At 61.7% G+C, this 26949-nt stretch carries 24 protein-coding genes, 5 tRNA genes and 1 pseudogene; 18 read left to right on the forward strand and 12 right to left on the reverse strand.

The annotated features are described in order from the left end of the window. The first annotated feature begins 12 nt into the window (after positions 1–12). Positions 13–762 carry a sulfite exporter TauE/SafE family protein gene (locus P3R38_RS06940; RefSeq protein WP_023379360.1) on the forward strand — a complete coding sequence of 250 codons (750 nt, stop codon included), beginning with the start codon at positions 13–15 and terminating at the stop codon, positions 760–762. Positions 763–782: 20 nt separating this feature from the next. Here the strand turns inward: P3R38_RS06940 and P3R38_RS06945 are convergent, their stop codons facing one another. Beyond that, entirely contained in the window at positions 783–1634 is an 852-nt protein-coding gene (locus P3R38_RS06945; RefSeq protein WP_023379361.1) for a LysR substrate-binding domain-containing protein, read from the reverse strand. Positions 1635–1730: 96 nt separating this feature from the next. Here P3R38_RS06945 and P3R38_RS06950 point away from each other — a divergent pair, with 96 nt between their 5' ends. Further along, positions 1731–1949: a DUF1127 domain-containing protein gene (locus tag P3R38_RS06950; RefSeq protein WP_277686939.1), complete on the forward strand. Its 219-nt coding sequence runs from the start codon at positions 1731–1733 to the stop codon at positions 1947–1949. A gap of 115 nt (positions 1950–2064) precedes the next feature. Here P3R38_RS06950 and P3R38_RS06955 read toward each other — a convergent pair whose 3' ends face one another. Then, positions 2065–3411, reverse strand: coding sequence for a 3-deoxy-7-phosphoheptulonate synthase class II (locus P3R38_RS06955; RefSeq protein WP_023379363.1), 1347 nt, complete (start codon positions 3409–3411; stop codon positions 2065–2067). A 116-nt stretch (positions 3412–3527) separates the two neighbouring features. Between P3R38_RS06955 and P3R38_RS06960 the strand changes: the two genes are divergently transcribed. Both P3R38_RS06960 and P3R38_RS06965 read left to right on the forward strand, forming a co-directional pair. Continuing rightward, complete coding sequence (locus tag P3R38_RS06960; protein ID WP_202675971.1) at positions 3528–4283, forward strand: spermidine synthase; 756 nt, start codon at positions 3528–3530, stop codon at positions 4281–4283. A 377-nt stretch (positions 4284–4660) separates the two neighbouring features. Beyond that, a pseudogene (locus tag P3R38_RS06965) lies at positions 4661–6374 on the forward strand (DEAD/DEAH box helicase). A 99-nt stretch (positions 6375–6473) separates the two neighbouring features. Here P3R38_RS06965 and P3R38_RS06970 read toward each other — a convergent pair. Then, positions 6474–7241 (reverse strand): class III extradiol ring-cleavage dioxygenase, encoded by a 768-nt coding sequence (locus P3R38_RS06970; RefSeq protein WP_023379366.1) that lies wholly within the window; start codon positions 7239–7241, stop codon positions 6474–6476. 101 nt (positions 7242–7342) lie between these two features. On the opposite strand from P3R38_RS06970, the gene P3R38_RS06975 reads away from it, so the two are divergent. Then, positions 7343–7993, forward strand: a complete 651-nt coding sequence (locus P3R38_RS06975; RefSeq protein ID WP_023379367.1) for a thiopurine S-methyltransferase — start codon at positions 7343–7345, stop codon at positions 7991–7993. Positions 7994–8110: 117 nt separating this feature from the next. Here P3R38_RS06975 and htpX read toward each other — a convergent pair whose 3' ends face one another. Both htpX and P3R38_RS06985 read right to left on the reverse strand, forming a co-directional pair. Beyond that, complete coding sequence (gene htpX, locus P3R38_RS06980; protein WP_023379368.1) at positions 8111–8998, reverse strand: protease HtpX; 888 nt, start codon at positions 8996–8998, stop codon at positions 8111–8113. A gap of 285 nt (positions 8999–9283) precedes the next feature. Continuing rightward, positions 9284–10495 carry a pyridoxal phosphate-dependent aminotransferase gene (locus tag P3R38_RS06985; RefSeq protein WP_023379369.1) on the reverse strand — a complete coding sequence of 404 codons (1212 nt, stop codon included), beginning with the start codon at positions 10493–10495 and terminating at the stop codon, positions 9284–9286. Positions 10496–10662: 167 nt separating this feature from the next. Between P3R38_RS06985 and msrB the strand changes: the two genes are divergently transcribed. Then, on the forward strand, positions 10663–11058 hold the full coding sequence (msrB, locus tag P3R38_RS06990; protein ID WP_023379370.1) for a peptide-methionine (R)-S-oxide reductase MsrB: 396 nt from the start codon (positions 10663–10665) through the stop codon (positions 11056–11058). A 12-nt stretch (positions 11059–11070) separates the two neighbouring features. Then, the gene (locus P3R38_RS06995) at positions 11071–11559 is read left to right on the forward strand and encodes a glutathione peroxidase (RefSeq protein WP_027907254.1); all 489 of its coding nucleotides are present in this window, start codon (positions 11071–11073) and stop codon (positions 11557–11559) included. Here the strand turns inward: P3R38_RS06995 and P3R38_RS07000 are convergent. Beyond that, entirely contained in the window at positions 11549–13903 is a 2355-nt protein-coding gene (locus P3R38_RS07000; RefSeq protein WP_277686940.1) for a response regulator, read from the reverse strand. The genes P3R38_RS06995 and P3R38_RS07000 overlap by 11 nt on opposite strands. Before the next feature lie 182 nt (positions 13904–14085). Here P3R38_RS07000 and P3R38_RS07005 point away from each other — a divergent pair, with 182 nt between their 5' ends. Then, the gene (locus tag P3R38_RS07005) at positions 14086–14973 is read left to right on the forward strand and encodes an ATP-binding protein (RefSeq protein WP_023379373.1); all 888 of its coding nucleotides are present in this window, start codon (positions 14086–14088) and stop codon (positions 14971–14973) included. Next, on the forward strand, positions 14974–15456 hold the full coding sequence (locus P3R38_RS07010) for a GAF domain-containing protein (RefSeq protein WP_023379374.1): 483 nt from the start codon (positions 14974–14976) through the stop codon (positions 15454–15456). A gap of 86 nt (positions 15457–15542) precedes the next feature. Here the strand turns inward: P3R38_RS07010 and P3R38_RS07015 are convergent, their stop codons facing one another. Then, on the reverse strand, positions 15543–16310 hold the full coding sequence (locus tag P3R38_RS07015) for a hypothetical protein (RefSeq protein WP_023379375.1): 768 nt from the start codon (positions 16308–16310) through the stop codon (positions 15543–15545). Positions 16311–16644: 334 nt separating this feature from the next. On the opposite strand from P3R38_RS07015, the gene P3R38_RS07020 reads away from it, so the two are divergent. The 5 genes from P3R38_RS07020 (at position 16645) to P3R38_RS07040 (ending at position 17173) form a co-directional block, all read left to right on the forward strand. Next, positions 16645–16720 (forward strand) — tRNA-Glu (locus P3R38_RS07020). A 2-nt stretch (positions 16721–16722) separates the two neighbouring features. After that, positions 16723–16798 (forward strand) — tRNA-Gly (locus P3R38_RS07025). Between the two features lie 90 nt (positions 16799–16888). Further along, positions 16889–16964: transfer RNA gene (locus tag P3R38_RS07030), tRNA-Glu, on the forward strand. 3 nt (positions 16965–16967) lie between these two features. Then, positions 16968–17043 (forward strand) — tRNA-Gly (locus P3R38_RS07035). Between the two features lie 54 nt (positions 17044–17097). Then, positions 17098–17173: transfer RNA gene (locus tag P3R38_RS07040), tRNA-Gly, on the forward strand. Positions 17174–17362: 189 nt separating this feature from the next. Here P3R38_RS07040 and P3R38_RS07045 read toward each other — a convergent pair. Together P3R38_RS07045 and P3R38_RS07050 are read right to left on the reverse strand one after the other, a co-directional pair. After that, complete coding sequence (locus P3R38_RS07045; protein WP_277686941.1) at positions 17363–18088, reverse strand: molecular chaperone; 726 nt, start codon at positions 18086–18088, stop codon at positions 17363–17365. 65 nt (positions 18089–18153) lie between these two features. Beyond that, the gene (locus P3R38_RS07050; protein ID WP_277686942.1) at positions 18154–18693 is read right to left on the reverse strand and encodes a fimbrial protein; all 540 of its coding nucleotides are present in this window, start codon (positions 18691–18693) and stop codon (positions 18154–18156) included. Between the two features lie 390 nt (positions 18694–19083). Between P3R38_RS07050 and P3R38_RS07055 the strand changes: the two genes are divergently transcribed. Further along, the gene (locus P3R38_RS07055) at positions 19084–20616 is read left to right on the forward strand and encodes a hypothetical protein (RefSeq protein ID WP_277686943.1); all 1533 of its coding nucleotides are present in this window, start codon (positions 19084–19086) and stop codon (positions 20614–20616) included. A gap of 39 nt (positions 20617–20655) precedes the next feature. Here the strand turns inward: P3R38_RS07055 and P3R38_RS07060 are convergent, their stop codons facing one another. After that, positions 20656–21063 (reverse strand): PA2817 family protein, encoded by a 408-nt coding sequence (locus P3R38_RS07060; protein ID WP_277686944.1) that lies wholly within the window; start codon positions 21061–21063, stop codon positions 20656–20658. A gap of 79 nt (positions 21064–21142) precedes the next feature. Further along, positions 21143–23590, reverse strand: coding sequence for an acyl-CoA dehydrogenase (locus P3R38_RS07065; RefSeq protein WP_277686945.1), 2448 nt, complete (start codon positions 23588–23590; stop codon positions 21143–21145). Between the two features lie 282 nt (positions 23591–23872). On the opposite strand from P3R38_RS07065, the gene P3R38_RS07070 reads away from it, so the two are divergent. The 3 genes from P3R38_RS07070 to P3R38_RS07080 all read left to right on the forward strand — a co-directional run bounded on the left by P3R38_RS07070 (position 23873) and on the right by P3R38_RS07080 (position 26337). Next, entirely contained in the window at positions 23873–24496 is a 624-nt protein-coding gene (locus P3R38_RS07070) for a glutathione S-transferase (protein ID WP_027907741.1), read from the forward strand. A gap of 132 nt (positions 24497–24628) precedes the next feature. After that, on the forward strand, positions 24629–25561 hold the full coding sequence (locus tag P3R38_RS07075) for an ABC transporter ATP-binding protein (protein WP_023379389.1): 933 nt from the start codon (positions 24629–24631) through the stop codon (positions 25559–25561). Next, a complete protein-coding gene (locus P3R38_RS07080; RefSeq protein ID WP_104882817.1) occupies positions 25558–26337 on the forward strand; it encodes an ABC transporter permease in 780 nt (259 codons plus the stop codon). The genes P3R38_RS07075 and P3R38_RS07080 overlap by 4 nt, the downstream gene beginning before the upstream one ends. Here P3R38_RS07080 and P3R38_RS07085 read toward each other — a convergent pair. Beyond that, complete coding sequence (locus P3R38_RS07085) at positions 26221–26853, reverse strand: DUF2062 domain-containing protein (protein WP_023379391.1); 633 nt, start codon at positions 26851–26853, stop codon at positions 26221–26223. The two genes, P3R38_RS07080 and P3R38_RS07085, sit on opposite strands and share 117 nt — an antisense overlap. Between the last annotated feature and the right edge of the window lie 96 nt (positions 26854–26949).

Here is a 26949-nt window from a genome sequence, read left to right on the forward strand (position 1 = left end):
GATGAGGCCCTGATGATCGAGTGGTTGATGTATGTCGCGCTGGGCGCAGCCCTGGGTACCCTGGGTGGGCTGTTCGGCATTGGTGGAGGGTTGATCGCGATCCCGGCGTTGGGTGTGTTGTTCGGCCTCGATCAGCAATTGGCGCAGGGCACCGCGCTGGTGATGGTGGTCCCTAACGTGTTGCTGGCGCTGTGGCGTTATCACCAGCGCAATCGCATCGAGCTGCGCCATGCACTGCCGCTGTCACTGTGCAGCCTGCTGTTCGCCTGGTTAGGGTCGATCTGGGCAGTGGGGATCGACGCGCAGTCGATGCGCCTGGGCTTCGTCGGCTTTCTGGTGGCCCTGGCCATCTGGAACGTGGCGCGGATGTTCCTCAAGGTGGCGCCACCCTCCGCCGAGCTGCGCTACCCCTGGCCGTGGCTGGGTGTGCTGGGCAGCTTCTCGGGCGCCATGGGGGGATTGTTCGGGGTAGGCGGGGCCGTGGTCGCAACGCCGATCCTCACCAGTGTATTCGGTACCACCCAGGTGGTAGCCCAAGGGCTGTCCCTGGCCTTGGCGGCGCCGAGCACGGCGGTGACCTTGCTGACCTACGGTGTGCACCACAGCGTGAGCTGGAGCGTGGGCATCCCACTGGCGGTGGGGGGCTTGCTCAGCATCAGTTGGGGTGTGCGGCTGGCCCATGCACTGCCCGAGAAAGTGCTACGGGCGTTGTTCTGCGTGTTTCTGGTGGTGTGCGCGGCGATGCTTGGGTTCGAGCTATAGCCGACAGTGGTGGCCCGCGGTCATTTGAACCCTTCCACGATGTAGTCGGCCATGCAGTCGGTAATCGGTGACTGGCTCTGCGAATTGCGCAGCAGCATCACATTGGCCAGCGGCAACTGCGGCAAACCGCTCTGTTCGCCAAGAATGCGCACATTACCGCCAATCAGGCTCTGCAGCTGCGCTGTCACCGCCAACCCAGCGGTGACGATGGCGAAGATCGCCGCCAGGCTGGGGCTTGTGTAGGCAATGCGGTAGTCGATGCCCTGGGCCTCCAGGGCATTGCAGGTCCAGGCGCGGCAGAAGCAATCGGTGTTGAACAACGCCAATGGCACGGGCCGCTGCTCGTGTGGGCAGAAGCCTTCGGCAGCGGCCCAGACCAGCCGCTCCTGGCGCAGCAGCTGGCCGACTTCGTTACCCGGCTCGCGGGTGACGATGGTCAGGTCCAGGTCCTGGCGCAGCATCAGTTGCTTGGACGAGTCGCAGTGCACTTCCACCTGCACCAGCGGGTAAGCCTGGGCGAAACTCGACAGGATCGTCGGCAGAAAACGCATCGCATAATCGTCCGGCGTGCCGATACGCACCACGCCGACCATGTGTGGCATGCGCAGGGTATTGAACACCTCGCCGTGCAGCTTGAGGATGCGCCGGGCATAACCCAGCAACACTTGCCCTTCGGCGGTCAGGCGCACCTGGCGGCCGTCGCGCTCGAAAAGCTGGCGTTGGAGGATGTCTTCTTCCAGGCGCTTCATCTGCATGCTGACTGCCGACTGCGTGCGGTTGACCACCTCGCCGGCGCGGGTGAAGCCGCCTTGTTCGGCAATGGCGACGAAGGTGCGCAGCACATCGGCATCGAGACTCTGATAGTGGGACATTGCATCAATCTCCGAGATGCATGGCATCAGAAACATTCGTTGGATTGATCTTAAGCCTGGGATGAGACTGGAGCCATCAACACGGAGGGCCTCACGATGAAAGGTCATGTCAGCAGCATCGAGCACACCACCTTTTCCCTGAACCACCTGTGGCATGTGGCGATCGAGCGTTTGGCGCGCTGGCTGCAGTTGTATCGCCAGCGTCAGGAGTTGGCTCGCCTCAGTGACGCGACGTTGCAGGACTTGGGGTTGAGCCGGGCCGATATCCAGCAAGAGGCGGATCGGCATTTCTGGGACGATCCGCTGCGTAGATGAGGGTAAGAGCCTGTGCTGGCCGGAAACAAACGTAGGAGCGAGCCTTGGTCGCGATGCACCGCGCGGGCGGCGCTCGCTCTCACGAACGCCCCCGCTTTCAGCCAACCGCTCCCGCTCAGCGCCGCACTTGCTTGAGCGTCTCGGCGATCAGGAACGCCAGCTCCAGTGACTGGTCGGCATTCATGCGTGGGTCGCAATGGGTGTGATAGCGGTCTGAGAGCGCGTCTTCGGTGATCGGCCGGGCGCCGCCGATGCATTCGGTGACGTTCTGTCCGGTCATCTCGATATGAATCCCGCCCGCATGGCTGCCTTCGGCCTGGTGCACCTGGAAGAACTGTTTCACCTCGTCCAGGATCTGCGCAAAGTCACGGGTCTTGTAGCCGCTGCTGGCCTTGATGGTGTTGCCGTGCATCGGGTCGGAGCTCCACAGCACCTTGCGCCCCTCGCGCTCGACGGTGCGGATCAACCCCGGCAGGTGGTCACCCACCTTGCCGGCGCCCATGCGCACGATCAGGTTCAGCCGGCCCGGGTCGTTGTCCGGGTTGAGGATGTCGATCAGGCGGATCAGTTCTTCAGGGTTCATGCTCGGCCCGACCTTCACCCCGATCGGATTGTGCACGCCGCGCAGGAACTCGACATGGGCACCATCCAACTGGCGGGTACGGTCGCCGATCCACAGCATGTGCGCCGAACAATCGTAGTGGTCACCGGTCAGGCTGTCCTGACGCACGAAGGCCTCTTCGTAGTTGAGCAGCAGCGCTTCATGGGCGGTGAAGAAACTGGTTTCGCGCAGTTGTGGGGCGCTGTCCAGGCCGCAGGCGCGCATGAAGGCCAGGGTCTCGTCGATGCGGTTGGCCAACTGGTGGTACTTGTCGGCCAGCGCCGAGTTGGCGATGAAGTCCAGGTTCCACTTGTGCACCTGATGCAGGTCGGCGAAACCGCCCTGGGCGAAGGCGCGCAGCAGGTTGAGGGTGGCGGTGGCCTGGTGGTACGCCTGCAGCAGGCGCTCCGGGTCCGGCACGCGGCTTTTCTCGTCGAACCCGATGCCGTTGACGATGTCGCCGCGGTAGGCGGGCAGGGTGACGTTGCCGATGGTTTCATCGCCTGCGGAGCGAGGCTTGGCGAACTGCCCGGCCATGCGCCCGACCTTGACCACCGGGCAGCCGGCGGCGAAGGTCATGACAATGGCCATCTGTAGTAGCACCTTGAAGGTGTCGCGGATCTTCGCGGCCGAAAACTCGGCGAAGCTTTCGGCGCAGTCGCCACCTTGCAACAGGAAGGCCCGGCCTTCGGTGACCTCGGCGAACTGTCGACGCAGCTCGCGTGCTTCGCCTGCGAACACCAGCGGCGGGTAGCTGGCCAGGGTCTGCTCGACCTTCAGCAGGTGCGCGGCGTCGGGGTAGGTCGGTTGCTGCTGGATCGGCAGGGCACGCCAGCTGTCAGGGCTCCACGGTTGGTTCATCACGGGCTCGGTCTTGTCGGTTGTAGGCTGTTCGTCATGGTAACAGTTGGCGGTGCGCTTGTTGCGTTGCAGGTGTTGACGGACAATGCGCGTTTTTGTGTGGGCAGGTGGCAGTGATGGCGACGGAGCGGGAAGAGCGGCTACTGGCCCGGGTCGAAGATGCCTTTGGCGTGATCAGCGTGTACGAGGTGGACGACTACCGTTTTCTCGAGTTCGGCGATGCGATCGAGCAAAGCTGCGTGTTCACCGCCGACCCCAGCTGGCTGGAGTACGACTACACCCGTGCCATGCTGGTGGGGGCGCTGTGCCACGCACAGCCAGAGAGTGCGCTGTTCCTGGGGTTGGGGGCCGGTACCCTGACCCAGGCCTGCATGAAATTCCTGCCGCTGGAGGACATCGAAGCCATCGAACTGCGCCCGGATGTGCCGCGCCTGGCCATGGAGTACCTCGGGCTGGACGATGATCCGCGGCTTTACGTGCGTATCGGCGATGCCCTCGAGTTGCTGCCGAGCGCGGAAAAAGCCGACCTGATCTTCGTTGACCTGTACACCGACCACGGACCGGGTGTCGGGCACCTGGCCTGGCGGTTCCTGGAAAACTGTCAGCAGCAACTCAACCCCGGCGGTTGGCTGGTGATCAACCAGTGGGCCAACGACGATGGCCGGCCGCTGGGTGCGGCGTTGCTGCGCGGGCTTTACCACCGGCATTACTGGGAGCTGCCGGTGAAGGAGGGCAATGTCATCCTGCTGGTGCCTGCGGACCTCGAGCAGACGTTGGACCTGGACGGGGTGCGGGCACGCGCCGAAGCGCTGGCGCCGCGCCTGGGGTATAGCCTGGAGAGCCTGATCCGGGAAATTCGGCCAGCGACCTGAAACCGTGTTGCGCTCTTCGCGGGTAAACCCGCTCCTACGGGGACTGCGCCGTGCTCCAGGGCAGTGGGCTCTTCGGAAGCGGGGCAGGAAGGGGGCTGCTGGAGAAAAACGTTTCAGCCGGTATCGATTGATGGCCTGATACTGGCTACCCAAACTGAAAAATTTCCTCACTGTCCCCTTCAATTCGGGTATAGTACGCGCCGGTCTTTTAGCGGACCTCAAAATCAGGTGGTGCAAATCCTCCGAGTCCAGCTTCGGCTGCGCGTCCGCTAGGCGGACCTTCCCACGTATTCATTTTCAATCGTTTTCGCAAATCCCCGCCGCCAAAGCTGCCTGGGTGACCGTTTGGTCTTTCAAGGCATGTGCAGCTTTGGAGCATGGGTCTTTGCGGATGCACCTAGAGGCAGACCCATGACCCAGGAAACCGGCGGATTCGCCGCTCTCGAACTCAATCCGAACATTGTTGCTGCCGTACTGGCTACCGGCTACGAAGAGCCGTCCGCCATTCAGCAACAGTCGATCCCGATCATCCTCGCCGGTCACGACATGATCGGCCAGGCGCAGACTGGCACCGGCAAGACCGCTGCCTTCGCCCTGCCGATCCTCAACAAGATCGACGTGAGCAAGCGCGAACCGCAAGCCCTGATCCTTGCGCCAACCCGTGAGTTGGCGCTGCAAGTAGCTACCGCATTCGAAACCTACGCCAAGCAGATGCCGGGCGTTAACGTCGTGGCCGTGTACGGTGGTGCCCCGATGGGCCCACAACTGCGTGCCATCCGTAACGGCGCGCAAATCGTCGTCGCTACCCCTGGCCGCCTGTGCGACCACCTGCGCCGCGACGAGAAAGTCCTGTCCACCGTTCAGTACCTGGTACTGGACGAAGCGGACGAGATGCTCAAGCTGGGCTTCATGGACGACCTCGAAGTGATCTTCGACGCCATCCCTGAATCGCGCCAGACCGTGCTGTTCTCCGCCACCCTGCCGTCTTCGATCCGCAGCATCGCCGAGCGCCACCTGCGCGAGCCGAAGCACGTCAAGATCCAGAGCAAGACCCAGACCGTCACCGCGATCGATCAGGCCCACCTGATGGTCCACGCCGACCAGAAGATCCCGGCTGTGCTGCGTCTGCTGGAAGTGGAAGAGTTCGATGCGCTGATCGCCTTCGTACGCACCAAGCAAGCCACCCTGGACCTGGCCTCCGCCCTGGAAGCCAAGGGCTACAAGGCTGCCGCGCTGAACGGCGACATCGCCCAGAACCAGCGTGAGCGCGTCATCGACTCGCTCAAGGATGGCCGTCTGGACATCGTCGTCGCCACCGACGTCGCGGCCCGTGGTCTGGATGTTCCGCGCATCACCCACGTATTCAACGTGGACATGCCGTACGACCCAGAGTCCTACGTTCACCGTATCGGTCGTACCGGCCGTGCTGGCCGCGATGGCCGTGCGCTGCTGCTGGTTACCCCGCGTGAGCGTCGCATGCTCCAGGTGATCGAACGTGTAACCGGTCAGAAAGTGGCCGAGGCCCGTCTGCCGAACGCGCAGGCCGTACTCGATGCCCGCATCAAGAAGCTGACTTCGAGCCTGGCGCCGCTGGTGGCCGAAGCGGAAGCCACCCATGGCGAACTGTTCGACCGTCTGACCGCCGACCTCGGCTGCAGCCCACGCGCACTGGCCTCGGCCCTGCTGCGCAAGGCCACCAATGGCCAGGCTCTGGATCTGGCGGCTGTCGAGCGTGAGCAGCCGCTGGTGCCAAGCTTCACCCCGCGTGAGCGCAGTGGTGAGCGTGGCGACCGTGGTGAGCGCAGTGAGCGTGGTGACCGCGAGCGTCGCGCGCCGATGCCGCTGGCTGAAGGTCGCGTTCGTTGCCGTACTGCGTTGGGTGCCCGTGACGGTATCGCCGCCAAGAACCTGCTGGGTGCGATCCTCAATGAGGGCGGCTTGGCTCGCGACGCCATCGGCCGTATCCAGGTTCGTGACAGCTTCAGCCTGATCGAACTGCCGGAAGACGGCCTGGAGCGTCTGTTGTCCAAGCTCAAGGACACCCGTGTGGCGGGCAAGCAGCTGAAGCTGCGCCGCTACCGCGAGGACTGATCCTGGCGCCATGAAAAAATCCCCGGCCTAGGTCGGGGATTTTTTTGCCTGCACGCTCAGCTTTACCGGCAGGCGGCGGCCTGCCGGCAAGAGGTCCCTTCAGTCGAATCGATAAATGTCCATCCCCAGGGCCCCCAAGGTGAACCCCTGGTGCACCACGGCAAACCGCTTTCCGGCCCCCAGGGCAAAGAACAGCGGCAGCAAATGCTCATCGCTGGGATGGTTGCGCACCGCAAACGGCGCCTGGTGCCGGTAATCCAGCAATGCAGCTTGGTCATCCTCGGCCAGGCGCGCCACCACCCAGTCCCTGAAGGCCAACGCCCAAGGCTCGATCACATCCGGCCCGGCGTGCCAGTCCAACTCGCCCAGGTTGTGGGTGATGCTGCCCGAACCGATCAGCAACACACCTTCCTCTCGCAGCCCCGCCAACGCTTGGCCGACCTTGATCTGCAGCGCCGGGCCCATGTGGCTGGGCAGTGAAACCTGAATTACCGGAATGCCCGCATCCGGGTACATGAGCGACAGCGGTACCCAAGCACCATGGTCGAACGGTCGCTGCGGGTCCAGGCGGGCGGGCAGGCCGGCCTTGGTCAACCGTTCGCTGACCTGGCCGGCCAGGCCAGGTTCGCCCGGCGCCGGGTACTGCACCGCATACAACGCGGCGGGGAAGCCATGGAAGTCATGCCAGGTCCCTGGTTGCGCACTGCCGGTCACCCGCAGTTCGCGGCTTTCCCAGTGCGCCGACACCACCACGATCGCCTTTGGCCGTGGCAAGGCGTTGGCCAGACCAGCCAGGGCCGGACCGCTGGCGCCGGGTTGCAGGGCGAGCATGGGGGAGCCGTGGGAAATGAACAGGCTGGGCAGCATGGTGGTGTCCTGGCGGTTAAGATGCTGACATCTTCGATCAGATACAGATCGAATTCCAATATAAGATTTTAGCGTTATCTATCGAATAACCAGGAGGAAAGATGGACGCGGCGTTCTGGCATCGCAAGTGGGCCGACAACCAGATCGGTTTTCACCAGGCCCAGGTCAACCCCTATCTGCAGCGGTATTGGCCAGCGTTGGGGTTGGCACCCGGTAGTCGGGTATTGGTGCCGCTGTGTGGCAAGAGCCTGGACCTGGCGTGGCTGGCAGGGCAGGGGCACCGGGTGTTGGGGGTGGAGTTGTCGCGGCGGGCGGTGGAAGACTTCTTCCGCGAGCAGGGGTTGTCGGCCGAGGTATCGCAGCAGGGCGTATTCGAGCTCTGGCAGGCCGGCGCGGTGCAAGTGTTGTGCGGGGATGTCTTCGCCTTGCAGGCCGAGGATGTCGTCGACTGTGTCGGGCTCTACGACCGGGCCGCGCTGATTGCCTTGCCCCCTGAGATGCGGGAGCGGTACATGGCGATGCTGTCGAATATCCTGCCTTCTGGTGGTCGAGGGCTGCTGGTGACACTGGACTATGACCAGGCCAAGCTGGAGGGGCCGCCGTTTTCGGTGGGGGATGAAGAGGTGCGGCGCGGCTTTTGCGCTTGGAAGGTGGAGGCGTTGGAGGCCGTCGAGGTGATCGAGGAAAGTCCGAAGTTTCGCCAGGCTGGAATCGCGAGCTTGCTGGAGCGCGCCTATCGGCTAGGGTTTTGATCGATAGCGCGCAGGTCCCGGACGCTTTGCGGGTAAGCCCGTCCCCACAGGTGTTGGTGGGGAGAGGTAGGCGTAAAAAAAGGGCGACCTGAGTCGCCCTTTTCATACCTCGACCCATCAACCGCGGCGACGCAGCGCCTCGATGCGGTCTTCCAGTGGCGGGTGGCTCATCAGCAAGCCAGCGAGGCCATGCTTCAGGCCGCCGTTGATGCCGAAGGCACGCATGGTATCAGGCATGTGCACCGGCAGGCCTTGCTCCACGCGCAGGCGCTGCAGGGCGCCGATCATGGCGTTGGTACCGGCCAGTTGTGCGCCAGCTTCGTCAGCGCGGTATTCGCGGCGACGCGAGAACCACATCACGATCATGCTGGCCAGAATGCCCAGCACCAGCTCGGCGACGATGGTGGCCACGTAATAGGCGATACCCTGGCCTTCCTCGTTCTTGAAGATGACCTTGTCGACGAAGTTGCCGATGATCCGGGCGAAGAACATCACGAAGGTGTTTACCACGCCTTGCACCAGCGCCAGGGTCACCATGTCGCCATTGGCCACGTGGCCGATTTCGTGGGCCAGCACGGCACGCACTTCATCGGGCGAGAAGCGCTCCAGCAGGCCTTGGGATACGGCGACCAGCGCGTCGTTGCGGTTCCAGCCGGTGGCGAAGGCGTTTGCCTCGTAAGCTGGGAAGATACCCACCTCGGGCATCTTGATGCCGGCCTCGCGGGACAGCTCCTCGACAGTCTGCAACAGCCACTGTTCGTGACGGGTGCGCGGCTGGGTGATGATCTGGGTGCCGGTGGTCATCTTCGCCATCCACTTGGAGATGAACAGCGAAACGAGCGAACCGGCGAAGCCGAACACGGCGCAGAAGACCAGCAGGCTGCTGAGGTTGAGGTCAACCCCATTGGCGGCCATGAACCCGTTGAAACCGAACAGGCTCAGGGTAATGCTTGCAACCAGCACCACCGCAAGGTTGGTGGCTACAAACAACAGAATGCGCATCATGGTTGTTACGTTCTCCTGACGGATGAGTTCGTTGCGTATGCGGGGTATATAAGGGGCCTGTCGCGCCGATTCAATCGGGCGACTATTTCAAACTGTGTACGGCGGAGTATGGCAGAGGATATCGCGGGGGCTGTGAGCTAGAGCGTTGCAGGATGTAAGAAACATGCTGAGAGGGCTGTCGGACGTTGTTTCATGGCCCTAAGCAAGCGTAGGAGCGAGCCTTGCTCGCGATGCGCCGCGCGGGCGGCGCTCGATCCACGCGCCGCCACGAACCCCAAGCCGACCCTACTGCGAATACCCCTTCAGGAAATTACCGATGCGGCCAATCGCCTGCTCCAGGTCATCCACACGTGGCAAGGTCACCACGCGGAAGTGGTCCGGCCACGGCCAGTTGAACGCGGTGCCCTGAACGATCAGTAGCTTTTCCGACAGCAGCAGGTCGAGCACGAACTTCTCGTCGTTGTGGATTGGGCACACTTTCGGGTCGATCTTCGGGAACGCGTACAGCGCGCCCATGGGCTTGACGCAGCTCACGCCTGGGATGGCATTGAGCAACTCGTAGGTGCGGTTGCGCTGCTCCAGCAGGCGCCCTGGCGGCAGCACCAGGTCGTTGATGCTTTGGTAGCCGCCCAGGGCGGTCTGGATGGCATGCTGGGCGGGCACGTTGGCGCACAGGCGCATGTTGGCCAGCATGTCGATACCTTCGATGTAGCTCTGGGCATGCTGCTTGGGCCCGGAGATGATCAGCCAGCCGGAGCGGAAGCCAGCGACCCGGTACGATTTGGACAGGCCGTTGAAGGTCAGGCACAGCAAGTCCGGGGCCAGCGAGGCGGTGCTGATGTGCACGGCCTCGTCGTAGAGGATCTTGTCGTAGATTTCGTCCGAGAACACCACCAGGTTGTGCTGGCGCGCCAGTTCCAGCATGCCCAGCAGCAGTTCCTTGGAGTACACCGCGCCGGTCGGGTTGTTCGGGTTGATGATCACCAGGGCCTTGGTGTTCGGCGTGATCTTGGCCTTGATGTCTTCCAGGTCCGGGAACCAGTCGGCCTGCTCGTCGCACAGGTAGTGGACCGGTTTGCCGCCGGCCAGGCTGACCGCAGCGGTCCACAACGGGTAGTCGGGCGCTGGGATCAGCACTTCGTCGCCGTTGTTGAGCAGGGCCTGCATCGACATCACGATCAGCTCGGACACACCGTTGCCGAGGTAAATGTCCTCGATACCGACGCCTTCGATCTGCTTCTGCTGGCAGTACTGCATCACCGCCTTGCGCGCGCTGAACAGGCCCTTGGAGTCGCTGTAGCCCTGGGCGGTGGGCAGATTGCGGATCACATCCTGGAGGATTTCGTCCGGTGCCTCGAAGCCAAACGGCGCCGGGTTACCGATGTTCAGCTTGAGGATGCGATGGCCTTCCTCTTCCAGGCGCTTGGCGTGCTTGAGCACTGGGCCGCGAATGTCGTAGCAGACATTGGCGAGCTTGTTCGATTTGCTGAACTGCATGATGTGATCCCGATTGAGAAGTCGCAGGCGCCGCCGTCGAAAGGTTTGAAAGGGCGGGGCGCGGGTGCCAGACTTGGAGCCTTGCACACGAAGCCGACTAATATACGTGCCACCCGCGCCCTGGAAAAGACGGCGCAGCGTGAAATTCAGCCTGCCGAGGTCACCTTATGCAAAAGATCGACAAAACCCTTGAAGAATGGCGTGCCATGCTCGACCCGGCCCAGTACCAGGTGTGCCGTCTCAAGGGCACTGAGCGGCCGTTCAGCGGCAAGTACAACAGCGAACGGCGCGACGGCATCTACCATTGCATCTGCTGCGACCTGCCATTGTTCGACGCACAGGCCAAGTTCGATTCCGGCTGTGGCTGGCCCAGCTTCTACCAGCCGATCGAAGACAGCGCGATGATCGAAATCCGCGACACCTCCCACGGCATGATTCGCACCGAGGTCACGTGCGCCCGCTGCGATGCCCACCTGGGCCATGTGTTCCCCGACGGCCCGCCACCGACCGGGCTGCGCTACTGTATCAATTCGGTGTGCCTGGACCTCAAGCCGCGTGACTGAACGGAGCTGAACATGGCTGGATCGATACTCGACATTCCCTGCGTGACCCTGGGCGGTGAGCACAAGGTGCTGGGCGACTTCGCCGGCAAGGCACTGCTGGTGGTCAACACCGCCAGCCAATGCGGCTTCACCCCGCAGTACAAGGGCCTGGAGCAGCTATGGCAGCAGTACCGTGATCGTGGGCTGGTGGTGCTGGGCTTCCCGTGCAACCAGTTCGGCCAGCAGGAACCGGGCGATTCGCGGGAAATCGCGCAGTTCTGCGAGCGCAATTTCGGCGTGAGCTTCCCACTGTTTCGCAAGATCGACGTCAACGGCCCTGGCGCCCACCCGCTGTTCGTCGAGCTCAAGCAGCGCGCCCCAGGCCTGCTGGGCACCCAGAAGATCAAGTGGAATTTCACCAAGTTCCTGTTCGACCCGGCCAGCGGCAAGGTCAAGCGCTACGGGCCAACCACCAAGCCCCAGGCCCTGGAGGCAGACATCGAGCGTTTGCTCAGCCGTTGACCGGTACCCAATGGTCGATCAGCGCCAACAGCTCCTCGCGGCGGAACGGCTTGGCCAGATAGTCGTTCATGCCCGCCGCGCGGCAGCGCTCGCGCTCCTCGGGCATGGCATTGGCAGTCAGCGCGACGATGGGCAGCTCAGGCCAGCGACCGCTCTGACGAATCCGCCGGCTGGCTTCGTAGCCGTCCATCACCGGCATGTTGCAGTCCATCAGCACCATGTCGAACTGATTTTCCTCGAGCATCTCCAGCGCCTCGGCGCCTTGGGTGGCGAGCTGCACCTGGCAACCGAGCTTGGCCAGCATGCCCTTGGCCACCAGTTGGTTCACCGGATTGTCCTCCACTAACAGAATGCGCGCGCGGCCTTCCTCAAGTGTGGCGCTGGGGTTGGCCAGTGGATGTTCGGGGGCCTGTCCTTGCAGGGTGCGGCGCAGCATCTGGTACAGCGGATTGCGCGCCAGCGGACGGGCCAGTTGATGTAACGGGGCGAGCAGGCTGGACTGTTCGCTGGGCAGGAAATTGCCATAGGCGGTCACCAGCAGAATCGGCGCCTTGAAGGCTGGGCGCAGGTCCTGCAGGTGGTCCAGGTCATCGGTGATCAGCACGTCGACGGCTTTCATCCGCACGTTGCTGGCATCGTCATGACGGCTGTAGTGCAGGCCCCAGGCGGGCAACAGGCTCTGCAGCAGTTCGCCCAGGCCGCTGCCGGCGCGGGTCAGGGCCACCACCTGGCCGTGCAGCGGCGCTGGCGCGATGGCTTCGGTGTGTGCGGCCAGTGGCAGGTCGGCGCTGAAGCGGCTGCCGAAGCCCGCCTCGGACTGGATGTGCAGGTGCCCTTGCATGGCTTTGCACAGGTTGCGGGTCAGCGCCAGGCCCAGGCCGGTGCCGCCGTACTGGCGGGTAATGCCGGCGCCTGCCTGGATGAAGGGCTGGAAGATGCGCGCCTGGGCTTCCTCGGGAATGCCGATGCCGGTGTCGTGCACTTCCAGGCGCACACCGCCGACGATGACGCTCAGGCGCACGTCGACGCGGCCGAAACGGGTGAACTTCAGCGCGTTGGACAACAGGTTACTGACAATCTGCCGCACGCGTGTCGGGTCGCCGAGTACCATGCTGGGGAAGTCGTTGGCGATCAGGCAGGTCAGTTCGACGCTTTGCGCGGCATTCTGCGACAGCAGGTTGGCGGTGTCCTCGATCATCGCGGCCATGTCGAACGGAATGCGCTCTAGCTCCAGCTGGCCGGCATCGAACTTGGACAGGTCGAGGATATCGTTGAGCAGCTCGACCAGTACCTTGCCCGAGTCGTGGGCGATCGACAGCTGCTGGCGCTGCTCGCCGGCCAGCGGGCTGTCCAGGGCCAGGGCGATCATGCCGAGCATGCCGTTGAGCGGGGTGCGGATCTCGTGGCTCATGTTGGCCAGGAAGGCGGCGCGGGCCTGGGCCATGTCCAGGGCACGCTGGCGGGCTTCTTCCAGTTCCTGGTTGGACTGGCTCAGGCGACTGTTGCTGGCCTTCAGCTCAGTGGTGCGCGACGAGACGATGTCTTCCAGTTCATTGAGGTACTGGGTGAGGCGGTTCTCGGCACTGCGCCGCTGCTGGATTTCGGTGGCCATGCTGACGAACTGCTGGTTAGCGACCTTCACCAATACGCCGATCTCGTCTTTTTCGTGACCGTGCGGGCAGTCCACCCGGGTTTGCCTGCGTTGGCCCGCGTCGTTGCTGAGCGCGCCGATGACGGTCACCAGGGGTTTGGTCAGCATGAAGTAGAACAGGGCCAGGAGGATGCCGGTAAGCACCAGGCTGCGGGCGAAACCGTTGACCAGGGTGACGCCGGCGCGGTCGAGGAAGCGGCTGCCGAAGGCGTAGGTGTCCACGTCCAGGTAGAGGGTGCCCAGGTACTCGTTGGGCATGTGGGTCAGGAACAGGCGGTCCTGGAACTGGCGCTGTTCGCCGAACAGGAAGTCACTCAGCGGCCGGTAGCGGTCCTCCAGGCGCGAGCGTTGCACGTCGGCCAGTACTGTGTCGTTGTTGTCGATCAGCCGCGCGCGGATGACGGCTGGCGATTGCAGCAGGCCACGCGTCAGCTCCAGGGCCAGTTCGGCGTCGATGTTGTAGGCGATGCGCGAGGCCGGGTTGTGGCTGATCTGTAGCAACGCCTGCACTTCGCGGTTGATGGACGCGTCTTCACTGGCATAATCAATGCCGATCTGGATGAGACTGAGCAATGTTCCCAGGATGAAGCCGACCAGGACTGTCAACCGGGCTTGCTTGTATGACAGGCGATTGGTGAACTTGATATCCATGGGTCCCGAGCCGGTTTCATGTCCCTTGCGCTGCGCAAGCATAGCCGATCAGCCCCGGCTGCTGGCGGGTCTGTCAAACATTCAAACTTGATTGTTGTTGGTTGTACCGGTGTCTTCGCGGGTAGACCCGCTTATACAGGCCGTAGCCACCTTTCAGGGGGCTGGATTGTTCGCGACAGGGCCGGTACCGCCGTAAAACTCATGTTGTCTTGCTAGGAGTCGTCATGGACGCCCGCTTGTATGCTTTCCTGGAACGCGCCGAATCGGTACTGGCGCGTCTTGAACCCCTGTTGCCAGCACCACGCCCGGACATCGACTGGCATACCACCCTGGCCGCCCGCTGGCAGCGCGACGGCCGCACCGGTTACCTGATGCCGCTGGAGGTCAGCCTCGACATCCGCCTGAGCGACCTGATCGGCGTCGACCAGCAGCGCGACCAGCTGGGCCGCAACACCCATCAGTTCATCAACGGTCTGCCGGCCAACCATGCCTTGCTGTGGGGCTCGCGCGGTACTGGCAAGTCGTCGCTGGTGCGTGCGCTGCTGGCCGAACATGCCGGTGCCGGTCTGCGCCTTATCGAAATCGAGCGCGATCACCTGGCCGACCTGCCGCGTGTGGTCGAACAACTGCAGACGCTGCCGCAGCGCTTCATCCTGTTCTGCGACGACCTGTCGTTCGAAGCTGGGGAGGGCGACTACCGGGTGCTCAAGAGCGTGCTCGACGGCTCGCTGGAGCAAGCCCCGGACAACGTGCTGCTGTACGCCACCTCGAACCGCCGCCACCTGGTCCCGGAAAAAGAGAGCGACAACGAAAACTGGAAGCGCGTCGATGGCGAGCTGCACCCCAGTGAAGCGGTGGAGGACAAGATCGCGTTGTCCGACCGTTTTGGCCTGTGGCTGTCGTTCTACCCCTTCACCCAGGACCACTTCCTCAATGTGGTGGAACATTGGATCGGCCAGTTGGCCGCCAAGGCCGGGTTGCGCTGGCAGCGTGACGAAGCCCTGGATATTCTCGCCGTGCGCTGGGCAACCGGGCGCGGCAACCGTAATGGCCGTTGTGCCTATCAGTTCGCCCGCTATTGGGTCGGGCTGCAATTGTTGGAGCAGAAATAAATGATCGACCTCAACGCCAGTGGCACTGGCCTCGATGGCTATGACCTGCTGGCTGCGCAAGTGCAGGCGCTGTTCGCCGACGAGCGCGACTTCATCGCCAATGCCGCGCAGTTTTCCGCGTTTCTCTACCACCAGGTGGATGACCTGAACTGGGCGGGGTTCTACCTCAATCGCAACGAACAACTGGTGCTCGGCCCGTTCCAGGGGCAGGTGGCCTGCGTGCGCATCCCGTTCGACAAGGGCGTGTGCGGGGCGGCGGCGGCAACGCGTCAGACCCAGCGCGTGGAGGACGTGCACGCATTCCCAGGGCATATCGCCTGTGACAGTGCGTCGAACAGTGAGTTGGTGATTCCGCTGGTCAAGGAGGGCAGGCTGATTGGCGTGCTGGACCTGGACAGCCCGAAGCTTGCGCGTTTCAGTGAGGCGGATCAGGTGGGGCTGGAGCGTTTGGCAGCGATTTTTCTCGACTTGACCGACTGCTGAGACCGCAGCGTCGGGGTATTCACCAGAATGACTGAAGCTGGCGAGCTGCCTTTTCGCGCCCCAAGGCTGCTCACCAGCTTCCGCGCTCAGTCGTAGATGACGCGCTTCTTCCAGGTCTCTTCTTCATCGGTCTTGAGCCCTTGGGTCAGCGCGTTCTCGTCATTCTCGGCCGGCTCCATCTTGTCCAGCACCTGGGCATTGGCCCGCGCCAACAGTTTTTCCAGATAAGTCAGCTGCTCTTCGTAGAGCTTCGGCTCAGGCTGCTTGCGCAGGTACTGCACGCCCCGTTCGAACGCCAGGCGTGCCTGGCCGGGTTGTTCCTGTTGCAGGGCCTGCTGGCCGAGGTTGTTGAAGAACTCGATATGCAGCAGCACCAGGATATGGCGGATTTCCTTTACCCAATACTTGCCCTCGTTGGTTTGCAGGACGTTTTCCTGGGTGGCGCGGACGATCTGGGTGTGCAGTGCCTCAAGCAGAAACCGCACGTCCTTGGCCTTGACCTCGGTCTGGATCGGGCTTGGCGGGTTGTTCACCGGAATCTGCTCGCCCTTGGCGACCAGGCCTTCGAGCTCGGCGATGCGCGCTTTCAGGTCGCCGTTGTGCTTGTCCAGTGCCAACTGGCGCTGGTTGAGGTTGAGCTCGAGCCGGGCGAGCATCAGCTTCAGCGCTGGCGTCATGAACTGGCCTGGGAAGGTTTCGGTGATTTCGCCACAGCGGCGTACACGGTCGGCCAGCTCGACCTTCAACCGGGCGCGTTCGAGCTTGCTGTTTTCGACCACGTTGTTGAGGTAGCCGATCACGATCAGCAACGCGATGCCCGCCACGATGAGCAGAGTGATCAGAAGTGGTGTCACCTTTAACGCCTCATCAAGAAGTTTTGCTTTATTGAGTGTAGTGAGTTCGCCGAGGGGCGAACAGCGCAGCCTGGCGGACGACTCTGTGTCGGCTCGGGCTGCGTTATCTAAAGCCTGATGGCACTTTGCTTGGGCTGCGTCAGAAAATCAACGTCAATCCTCGGACGCCCCTTGCCGTGGCCGGCCCGAAGGGTGGAAGTCATTGATTTAAATAAATTTCTACAAAGGGGTTGACGACCTGCCAAGGCATCCATAGAATGCGCGCCACTTGCAGCGTAAAGCACACAGCGAAACGCAGCAGGGAGTGAAAGCAGCATGTGAATGCTTGCAGCGTGTCCCCTTCGTCTAGTGGCCTAGGACACCGCCCTTTCACGGCGGTAACAGGGGTTCGAGTCCCCTAGGGGACGCCAATGCGGGAATAGCTCAGTTGGTAGAGCACGACCTTGCCAAGGTCGGGGTCGCGAGTTCGAGTCTCGTTTCCCGCTCCAGTTTCTCCGGCAACGCCTTGTGGCGCGGCAGGAAAAGAAAATCCAGGCTGAATCGTGAGGTTCATGTGCTGGTGCACTGAAAAGTGTTGTGTCCCCTTCGTCTAGTGGCCTAGGACACCGCCCTTTCACGGCGGTAACAGGGGTTCGAGTCCCCTAGGGGACGCCAAATGCGGGAATAGCTCAGTTGGTAGAGCACGACCTTGCCAAGGTCGGGGTCGCGAGTTCGAGTCTCGTTTCCCGCTCCAGTTTCTAAAACTATGGCGTCCATGACGGTGTAGTAAGTTGTAAAAGCTTCAAATGCGGGAATAGCTCAGTTGGTAGAGCACGACCTTGCCAAGGTCGGGGTCGCGAGTTCGAGTCTCGTTTCCCGCTCCAATGCAAAACGCACCAAGGAATATTAAGTTCCTTTGGTGCGTTTTTTTATGCCTGCGAAATAGCCTGGCCATGGCTATCAGGCCATGGCCAAGTCCCTTAGGGGCTTCATGTGTAAGTCTCCTTGATTTTTGTGATTCGCAATAGCGAACGAGCCCGTAGGGCTCGATCAGAGGTGTTGGGAGGGCATGCTCAGGGACGGCTCGACAACGCTTTCTGCATCACCGGGGTGGCGACCCCATAGTCATTGATGGTGGTAAAGGTCAACTGCAAGGCATCTACCGATTTGATACGGGCAAGGTCATAAACCTGCTGGCCGTACGGCGGCGCCATGGCCATGGCCTGGATAGCCTCCGTTTGGCCTGCAGAGCTGACTTCCAGGCGGCCGAACGTGTAATGGTAGGGCGTCGGGTTGTCTACCACTAGCTGGACACGCCCAAGGCCTTGGCGCACGGACCACTCCAGCTCACCGATTCGGTCGGCGGGCCGATCTTTCAATTGGCTGGGGCGGTAGAAAAGCTTGAGGCGTGTACGCAGCGCAATGTTGAGTACGTTTGCATCCCCAGGGACTATTTCGGGGATTTCCTGCACATTGAGGTAGAACAGCGTTTCCCGGTCATCAGGCAGCTTGTTGGGCAGACGGTTGATCTGCACCATCTGCTCCTTGCCGGGGTCCAGGCGAAACAACCCGGGCGAGGTCGCCAGGGGGACGGCTGTATCGGTATCGTCCTTGGCGGTGTTGACCCAGCTTTGTACTGCATAGGGACGTGGGCTGGGGTTGGCGATCACCACCGAGGTATTGCGTTTGTCGCTGTCGAAAACGATACGTGTGGTATTGACGGTCAGCGCTGCTTGAGCGGGTTGCAGAATGGCTGCGAAGCAAAAACCCAAGGCAAGGCGGCGCAAGCGAATTTTCATCTGGCGATACCTTCAGAACGGGATGAGGCAACCCTGGGCAGCTTCAGCTCGACCAGGGCGCTTTTTCATGGGATGTCGACAAGGAATTGCACGTCGGTGTTGGCGGCGCCGGCGCTCACGCCGGCGCCAACTGACTTGTACGCGGCCGAGAAAATCATTGTAGTGGGATCGGTGTCATCCAGAGGGTAGCCCTTGGACGGTGTGCCGTTGTTTACTTGCGTGCCTTCATCGTCTTTGATGATCAAGGCCAGGTTCTTGGCTCCACCTGGCTCCAGTGCATACAGCGCACTCCCAGTACCCGCGGCGCCATAGGCGCCAGTAAAGGTAACCGTGGCGCTGCTACCCTGAGTGACGGTGCACCCGTTACCTGGGGTGACACGCATGCCAAAGGTGCGCAATGCGGCTTCATCACCTACGACTTTGAACTCCGAAACGTTGACGTTACCCATCTTGATGCGGGCAGCCGGGGTGTTGGACACTGGGTCGATGATCACGATCGGGCAGGTGCCAGCATGCACCTGGCCATAGAAGTTGATCGAGCCGGTATTGGCCAGTGCAGCGCTGCTGGTCAGGCCAAGCGTCAAGGCGAGAAGGGTTTTGTTCATAGGGAACTCCGGATTAAAGTGCGTGTAGCATGAGTTGGATCAAACTGCCGGAAGCAGGATGTGCGGCGGCAAGCAATATGTGAGATTGGCTTCAATGCGTATGTAGGAATAATCTGAAGTATTGTGGGCATGAGGTGATCTTCTAGATTCGCAGTAGTTGTTCGATAGGCTACGGCTCTTTTCCCGCGGTCGATTTTCATAGATCGTGGAAGGGCTGTGTGATTGCGTCAACTGATAGAATTGTCAGTTGCCAACCCATAGGGGTCATGCATGTCGAGCGGCAGTTATCGCAACGTGACGCCATGGCTGACATATCGACTGATAAAATTGACAGTAGACTTGGTTTGTTGGCTGATATTTACTTGGAGCCCACACTCGAGGGGGTCCGATATGAAAAATGCCAAGAATGCTACCGTTACTGGCTCACCGTCCGCCGGGGCACCTTTGTTAAATATGTGGACGGACCTGGCGTGGGTGAATGCGCTGTGGTTGGAAGTCATTCATGATGATTTTCTGATTGAGTCACTGTTGAATCCCAGGCCTCCTGCCAAGGGAAGGGAAGGGTCGGAGACTTTGCTAAGGAAGTTCTCCCGTGTTGAAATCATCGGTACCGGCAACGTGTTTACCGAGGTATTTCTTTACCCATCCCGTGAGTTTGTCATGTTCATGAAAGAGCTCAATAATCTGGGCGCGAAACAGATCTTACGGTTGACTGAGGTGAGTGTCGCTGAAGCGAAGCTTAGGGTTTCGTTGCGTATGGATAGCAGCTGCCTCAGGTACCGGGCGCAAGATGAAAGTGTGCTGAGTATCGAATGGACGAGTGGGGCCCGCTATGCCTTCTACGACCCGAAAGACTCACGCGTCCCTGCTTCACTCCCCGAAGGCTATGCTGAATACTATGATCGGCAAAAGAAAATCGACATCGCGATTCTGCCACGCGGGGTCAATGCGAAACTGCAAGATCTTTACATCTATATGCTTACAAGTGAGAGCCTGCGCGATAGGCATTTCCTTTTTTACCAGCAGCCCCAAGCATATGAAAGTTTGGTAAGCGAGGCACAGCAGACCTCTGCGTCCGAGTCCCTGGACGCCTTGTATGCCCTGTTTCCACAATCTGAATTCCCAGAGCTGGCGGCCGGTAGAGCGCCAGCTGACAATGCATGGTTCAGTCATCTGGTTACACCGCCGGGCTCGGCTGAGCTCGAGGGAGGAATGATGACCCCAGCAGGGTGGCAAAGTTGCTATAAGAAAGCCCCCGAGAAGCCGTGGGCCTCCGCTACGGTCGCGGTTGCAGAGCCACTCTACAAAATCGCTCCGCATTCACTGATTATCCACGCCGGGGGTGAAAAGGAGCGACTGGGTTTTGTCGCTGCTCCAATGCCTGGTGCCGTTTGGCGTGTGGCGGGTGACGCAGGTGGTGCGCTTGTCAAAGAGGGTAACGATCACTTCTATGTGTCTGCCATACGGCCACCCGGCATCGTCTATAACGAACAATCGGGTGAAACGTTGATCCCCGCCGCTACCAGGGCTAGTTTGGCACGGGTGCCCGCGCGCACGGACGTTGTGACGGCTGAGGGAGGTGGATTTAGTACTTCTGTATCTTTCGTCACGACATTCGTGCACCCCACGCATTTCATCCGATTTACCCAGCGAGGCGATGCGTTGCAATTGAACTGCTGTTACTTCAACTTAGACAGCGACGAGGTTGCTGTGCCGCCCAAGGATACCGCATGGCATATCCTTGCAGGCAACGGTGAGGTATCGGCGGAAGGTGTGTTCACCCCTGCGGCGGTAGCGGCCAGTGCTGTGACGGTCGTGATGGCAGTGGACACGGGCAGCCTCGATGAGTGGCGATTCGCGGTGACGATCATTCCCTCGCCATTGCTGTCTCTGCGCGATGTATTGCGGCTACAACAAGAGTGAACATTGTTGCCTGAGGCGCATTGCTCGATGCCAATGGAGTCAGTGTTGGCTCCCTGGCCGCAGGTTCAGCAGCTGTTTCTCCTGGTTCCAGTCGAACGGCTCATCGTTCTGCTCGGCTTCGTAGCGGCGTTCTTCAAGGCGTTGATACAGGTCCAGTTCGTCATCGGGCATGAAATGCAAGCAGTCGCCACCAAAGAACCACAGCAGATCACGAGGTACCAGATGAGCGATCTGCGGGTAGCGCTGGATGACCTGGCAGATCAGGTCCTGGCCCAGGTATTGGCTTTCCAGCGGATTCTGCGGCAGCAGGGCCAGCAGCTCGTCGAAACGTTCGAGGAACAGGGCGTGGCTTTCCTCCGGTACCTGCTCGGCTTCACCCAGGGCCACCAGGATGGTGCGCAGGTGGTTGAGCAGTTGCAGGTGATATTCCAGGTGGGGGGTGGCCATGGGGACAGTCCTCGGGGTGGTTGAAACGGGGGCGGAGTATACGCCGGTTGGGGAAGAGGCCGCAAAACGGCCCCTTGGCTCAACGTACCTTGCCTGGTTCGGGCAGCAACTGTGCCTTGTCGAAGGCATCCACATCGATCACCACTCGTCTTGCACGCTCTGCGTCATGCAAGCGCTGCCCTTCACTCGGCTGAAGCACACCCACTTCGACCGCCGCATCGATGGCAGACTGCTCGGGTGCGCGCGACACCTTGCCCTCCTTGGTCGCCTGATGCAGTGCCCCGCGTAATGGCGCGGTGTCGTCCAGCAGATCGCTGGCCCGTTGCAAAGCCGCCACCGGGTCATCTTCTGCTTGCGGACGGAAGCAACCGGCCAGCAGCTCTTCCAGTGCCGGATCGCCCTTGCGTCGCCCAATCAGCTCGGCCACTTCGGCATCCAGCTCGTCGCTTGGGCCGTTGTGACGACGGCCGAAAGGGAACACCAGCACCCGCAGGGCGCAGCCGATGAAGCGGTTGGGGAAGTTATCGAGCAACTGGTCCAACGCCGTTTCCGCCCGGCCCAGGCTTTCTTCCATGGCCCAGCGCAGCAATGGCCGCATAGGTTCCGGCGATCCCAGATCGTGATAGCGCTTGAGCGCGGCTGACGACAAGTACAGGTGGCTGAGCACGTCGCCCAGCCGTGCACTTAGCCGTTCCCGGCGTTTGAGCGCACCGCCAAGCAGCATCATCGACAGGTCCGCCAGTAGAGCAAAGGCGGCAGCCTGGCGATTGAGGGCGCGGAAGTAGCCCTGGCTCAACGTATCGCCCGGTACTTTCTCCAGGCGCCCCAGCCCCAGCCCGAATATCAGCGTACTGGCGGCGTTGCCGGCGGCGAACAGGATGTGTTTCATCAGCAGGTCGTCGAATTCCTTCAGAGCCTGGTCACTGTCTTCCCGGCCGGCCAGGGCCATCTCCTTGAGCACGAACGGGTGGCAGCGAATGGCGCCCTGACCGAAGATCATCAGGTTGCGCGAAAGGATGTTGGCGCCTTCGACGGTGATGAAGATCGGCGCCCCTTGCCAGTTGCGGCCCAGGTAATTGTTCGGCCCCATGATGATGCCCTTGCCACCGTGCACGTCCATGGCGTGCTGGATGCATTCGCGGCCACGCTCGGTCAGGTGGTACTTGAGGATCGCCGACAGCACCGAGGGTTTTTCCCCCAGGTCCACGGCCTTTGCTGTCAGCAGTCGGGCACTGTCCATCAGCCAGGCGTTGCCGCCAATGCGCGCCAGCGACGCCTGAATGCCCTCGAAGGCTGCCAATGGCACGTTGAACTGTTCGCGAATGTTGGCGTACTGGCCGGTGACCAGGCTGGTGTACTTGGCCGCACCGGTGCCAACGGCCGGCAGCGAGATCGAGCGGCCCACCGACAGGCAGTTCATCAGCATCATCCAGCCCTTGCCGAGCATGGCCTGGCCGCCGATCAGGAAGTCCAGCGGTACGAACACATCCTTGCCGCTATTGGGGCCGTTCATGAAGGCAGCGCCCAGAGGCAGGTGGCGTCTGCCGATTTCGACCCCAGCGGTGTCGGTGGGGATCAGGGCCAGGCTGATGCCCAGTGCTGTCTCTTCACCCAATAGATGGTCCGGGTCATAGGCCTTGAATGCCAGCCCAAGCAACGTCGCGACGGGGCCGAGGGTGATGTAGCGCTTCTCCCAGTTCAGGCGCAGGCCGAGCACTTCTTCGCCGTTCCACTGGCCTTTGCAGATGATGCCGGTGTCGGGCATCGCGCCGGCATCGGAGCCGGCCAGCGGGCCGGTGAGGGCGAAGCATGGGATCTCGTCGCCGCGTGCCAGGCGCGGCAGGTAGTGGTTGCGTTGCTCGTCAGTGCCGTAATGCAGCAGCAGTTCGGCGGGGCCCAGCGAGTTGGGCACCATCACCGTCGAGGCCAGGTCGCCGCTGCGGGTGGCGAGCTTCATGGCTACCTGCGAGTGGGCGTAGGCCGAGAAGCCTTTGCCGCCATATTCCTTGGGGATGATCAGGGCGAAGAAGCCCTGTTCCTTGATGTACTGCCAGGCTTGGGGCGGCAGGTCCATGTCCTGACCAATCTGCCAGTCGCTGACCATGGCGCAAAGCGTTTCGGTAGGACCATCGATGAATGCCTGTTCTTCTTCGGTCAACCTGGGCGCTGGGTAGGCGAGCAGGGTGCCCCAGTCGGGGCGGCCGCTGAACAGTTCGCCGTCCCACCAGACGGTGCCGGCTTCGATGGCTTCGCGTTCGGTCTGCGACATCGGCGGCAGGGTCCGTTTGAACCAATTGAACACCGGGCCGGTGAATACCTTGCGCCGCCATTCCGGCAGTGCCACCAGGGCAGTCTTCAGGGCCAGCACGATCCACAGTAGCGCCAGCAGCCAGCCGGGTGCGCTGCTGAAAATGCTCATCAGCAGCACATAGGCCGCCATGGTGCCGAGAATCTGCAAGGGCGCCAAGCGCCGATGCGTGAGGTACGCTGCGCCGATCACCAGCACCACCAACCACAACAGCAACATAATCGGTCCTCCTTGGAACCAGGGGCTTGAGCCGTCCCAGATAGCTTAGACGCATCGCTGTGAACGACAGGTTCACAACAGTGACAGGGTGTGGCGGTGGGAGTTTCAGTTGTTTGTTTGCCTGTGCCGGCTCTTTCGCGGGTAAACCCGCTCCTAGAGGAATATCGATGGCCTGAAGGTTGGGGCGATCCTGTAGGAGCGGGTTTACCCGCAAAAGGGCCGGTACAGGCGGCGAAGGTCTGGAGTAGACTGTGCCCCTCCCGCATTCATAAGGACGTTGCCATGCTGAAGATCTGGGGCCGCAAGAATTCGAGCAATGTGCGCAAGGCGCTGTGGATCGCCCATGAGCTGGGCCTTGATTTCGAGTCCATCGATGCCGGCGGTGCCTTCGGCGTGGTCAACGAGCCGCACTACCGGGCTCGCAACCCCAATGGCCTGGTGCCCCTGCTCGAAGACGGCGACCTGACCCTGTGGGAATCCAACGCCATCGTCCGCTACCTGTGCGCAGAATACGGTGCAGAGCAGGGCTGGTACCTGGACGACCCGCGCCAGCGCGCCCTGGCGGACAAATGGATGGACTGGACCACCTCATCCTTCGCCGGCCCGTTCCGCCCATTGTTCTGGGGCCTGCTGCGCACCCCCGAAGACCAGCGCGACTGGGTGGCGATCAATGCGGCGCACAAGCAATGTGCCGAACTGCTGTCGATCGCCGACCAGACCCTGGCCCACCAGCCATACCTGTCCGGTGACCAGATCGGCATGGGCGACATCCCACTGGGTTGCTTCATCTATGCCTGGTTCGAAATGCCTATCGAGCGCCCGGAAATGCGCCATCTGGAGGCTTGGTACGCGCGCCTGAAACAGCGGCCCGCCTACCAGGCAGCGGTGATGACTGCGCTGACTTGATGCCGCTTCGATAGTCACTATCAATAGACATGACTGTACTTGTGCGGCCAGGCCTTGCACCATGGCCGCACTCACTGCGCCAGTGACCTGCCCTGGCGTGTCCTGACCTTTTCACTCGGTACGTGACCCGCTATGAGTTCCGCCCTGTCCATCCGACAGCTGACCAAGACCTACGGCAACGGCTTCCAGGCCCTCAAGGGCATCGACCTTGACGTCGCCGAAGGTGACTTCTTCGCCTTGCTTGGCCCCAACGGTGCTGGCAAGTCCACCACCATTGGCATCCTCTCGACCCTGGTCAACAAGACCAGCGGCACGGTGAGCGTGTTCGGCCATGACCTGGACCGCGAGCCAGCGGCGCTCAAGCGCTGCCTGGGCGTGGTCCCCCAGGAATTCAACTTCAACCAGTTCGAAAAGACCTTCGACATTGTCGTGACCCAGGCCGGTTACTACGGCATCCCGCCCAAGGTGGCTAAGGAGCGCGCCGAAAAGTACCTGACCCAACTGGGGTTGTGGGACAAGCGTGACGTGCAGTCGCGTTCGCTGTCCGGCGGCATGAAGCGCCGTCTGATGATCGCCCGCGCGTTGATCCATGAGCCGCGTCTGCTGATTCTCGACGAGCCGACCGCAGGTGTGGACATTGAGCTGCGCCGCTCGATGTGGAGCTTCCTCACCGAGCTCAACCAGAAGGGCATCACCATCATCCTGACCACTCACTACCTCGAAGAAGCCGAGCAGCTGTGCCGCAACATCGGCATCATCGACCACGGCACCATCGTCGAGAACACCAGCATGCGCCAGCTGCTGGGCAAGCTGCACGTCGAGACCTTCGTGCTGGACCTCAAGCAAGACCTGGCCAGCGCACCGACATTGCAAGGATACCCCTGCCGCTTGCTGACCCCGCACACCCTGGAGGTGCAGGTGGACAAAGATATTGGCATCACCGCGCTGTTCGGCCAGCTGGCGCTGCAGAACATCGAGGTGCAGAGCCTGCGCAACAAGACCAACCGACTCGAGGAGCTGTTCGTGTCCCTGGTGGAAAAGAACCTGTCGAAGGTGGCCGTATGAGTGTGGAACTGCGCACCAACTGGGTCGCCCTGAACACCATCGTCTACCGCGAAGTACGGCGCTTCCTGCGCATCTGGCCGCAGACCCTGCTGCCGCCTGCGATCACCATGGTCCTGTACTTCGTCATCTTCGGTAACCTGATCGGCCGGCAGATCGGCGACATGGGCGGGTTCACCTACATGGAGTACATCGTCCCGGGCCTGATCATGATGTCGGTGATCACCAACTCCTACGGCAACGTGGTGTCGAGCTTCTTCGGCAGCAAGTTCCAGCGTTCCATCGAAGAGCTGATGGTGTCGCCGGTTTCGCCGCACACCATTCTGGTCGGCTACGTGCTGGGTGGCGTGCTGCGGGGCCTGGCAGTGGGTGTGATCGTGACCATCCTGTCGTTGTTCTTCACCCATTTGCAGGTCCATCACTTGGGGGTGACGGTGGTGGTGGTGGTGCTGACCGCGACCATCTTCTCGCTGCTGGGCTTCGTCAATGCGGTGTTTGCGCGCAACTTCGACGATATCTCGATCATCCCGACCTTCGTGCTGACGCCGCTGACCTACCTGGGTGGGGTGTTCTACTCCATCAACCTGCTGCCGCCGTTCTGGCAGACCGTGTCGCTGGCCAACCCGGTGCTGCACATGGTCAACTCGTTCCGCTACGGCATCCTAGGGGTGTCGGACATCAGCATTGGCACGGCGATCACCTTCATGCTGGTCGCCACCGCAGTGCTCTACGTGGTGTGCGTTCGCCTGCTGGTCAGCGGCCGCGGCATGCGCGCCTGAGGCCTTGCACCGGCATTGGCGGCGGCGCCACTGCCGGCCCACCCACCAGCGCCAGTAGGCCATGGTGGTGAAGTAGGCAAGGATGCCGAGGACGATTCCGCATACCACCGAACCCAGCAGGAAGGGCTGCCAGAGGGTCGACAGCTGGTCGGTGATCCATTCGAAGGTCAGGTCGTCGGGCAGCGTGCGTGCCGGTGTCTGCAGCAACCAGGCACCGGTCATGTAGGTGACGAAGAACACCGGCGGCATGGTCAGCGGGTTGGTCAGCCACACCAGGCTGACCGCGATCGGCAGGTTGCCGCGCACCGGAATGGCCAGGCTGGCTGCCAGCAGCATTTGCATGGGAATGGGAATGAGCGCCGCGAACAGGCCAACCCCCATGGCCCGCGCCACCGAGTGGCGGTTCAGGTGCCAGAGGTTCGGGTCATGCAGCAGCTTGCCGAAAAAGCGTAAGGACTTGTGTTCCCGAATGCTGGTCGGGTCCGGCATGTAGCGTTTGAAAAGTCGGCGCGGCATGTAGGCTCCCGGGGCGTTGATAAAGGCAGTATGCCCTGATTCCATCTCAGCCTCGTTCAGAGTTTGTGACAATTGTTGAGCAAGCTCAGGCGCCAA

The organism is Pseudomonas sp. NyZ480, assembly GCF_029537255.1.
GTDB lineage: Bacteria > Pseudomonadota > Gammaproteobacteria > Pseudomonadales > Pseudomonadaceae > Aquipseudomonas > Aquipseudomonas taiwanensis.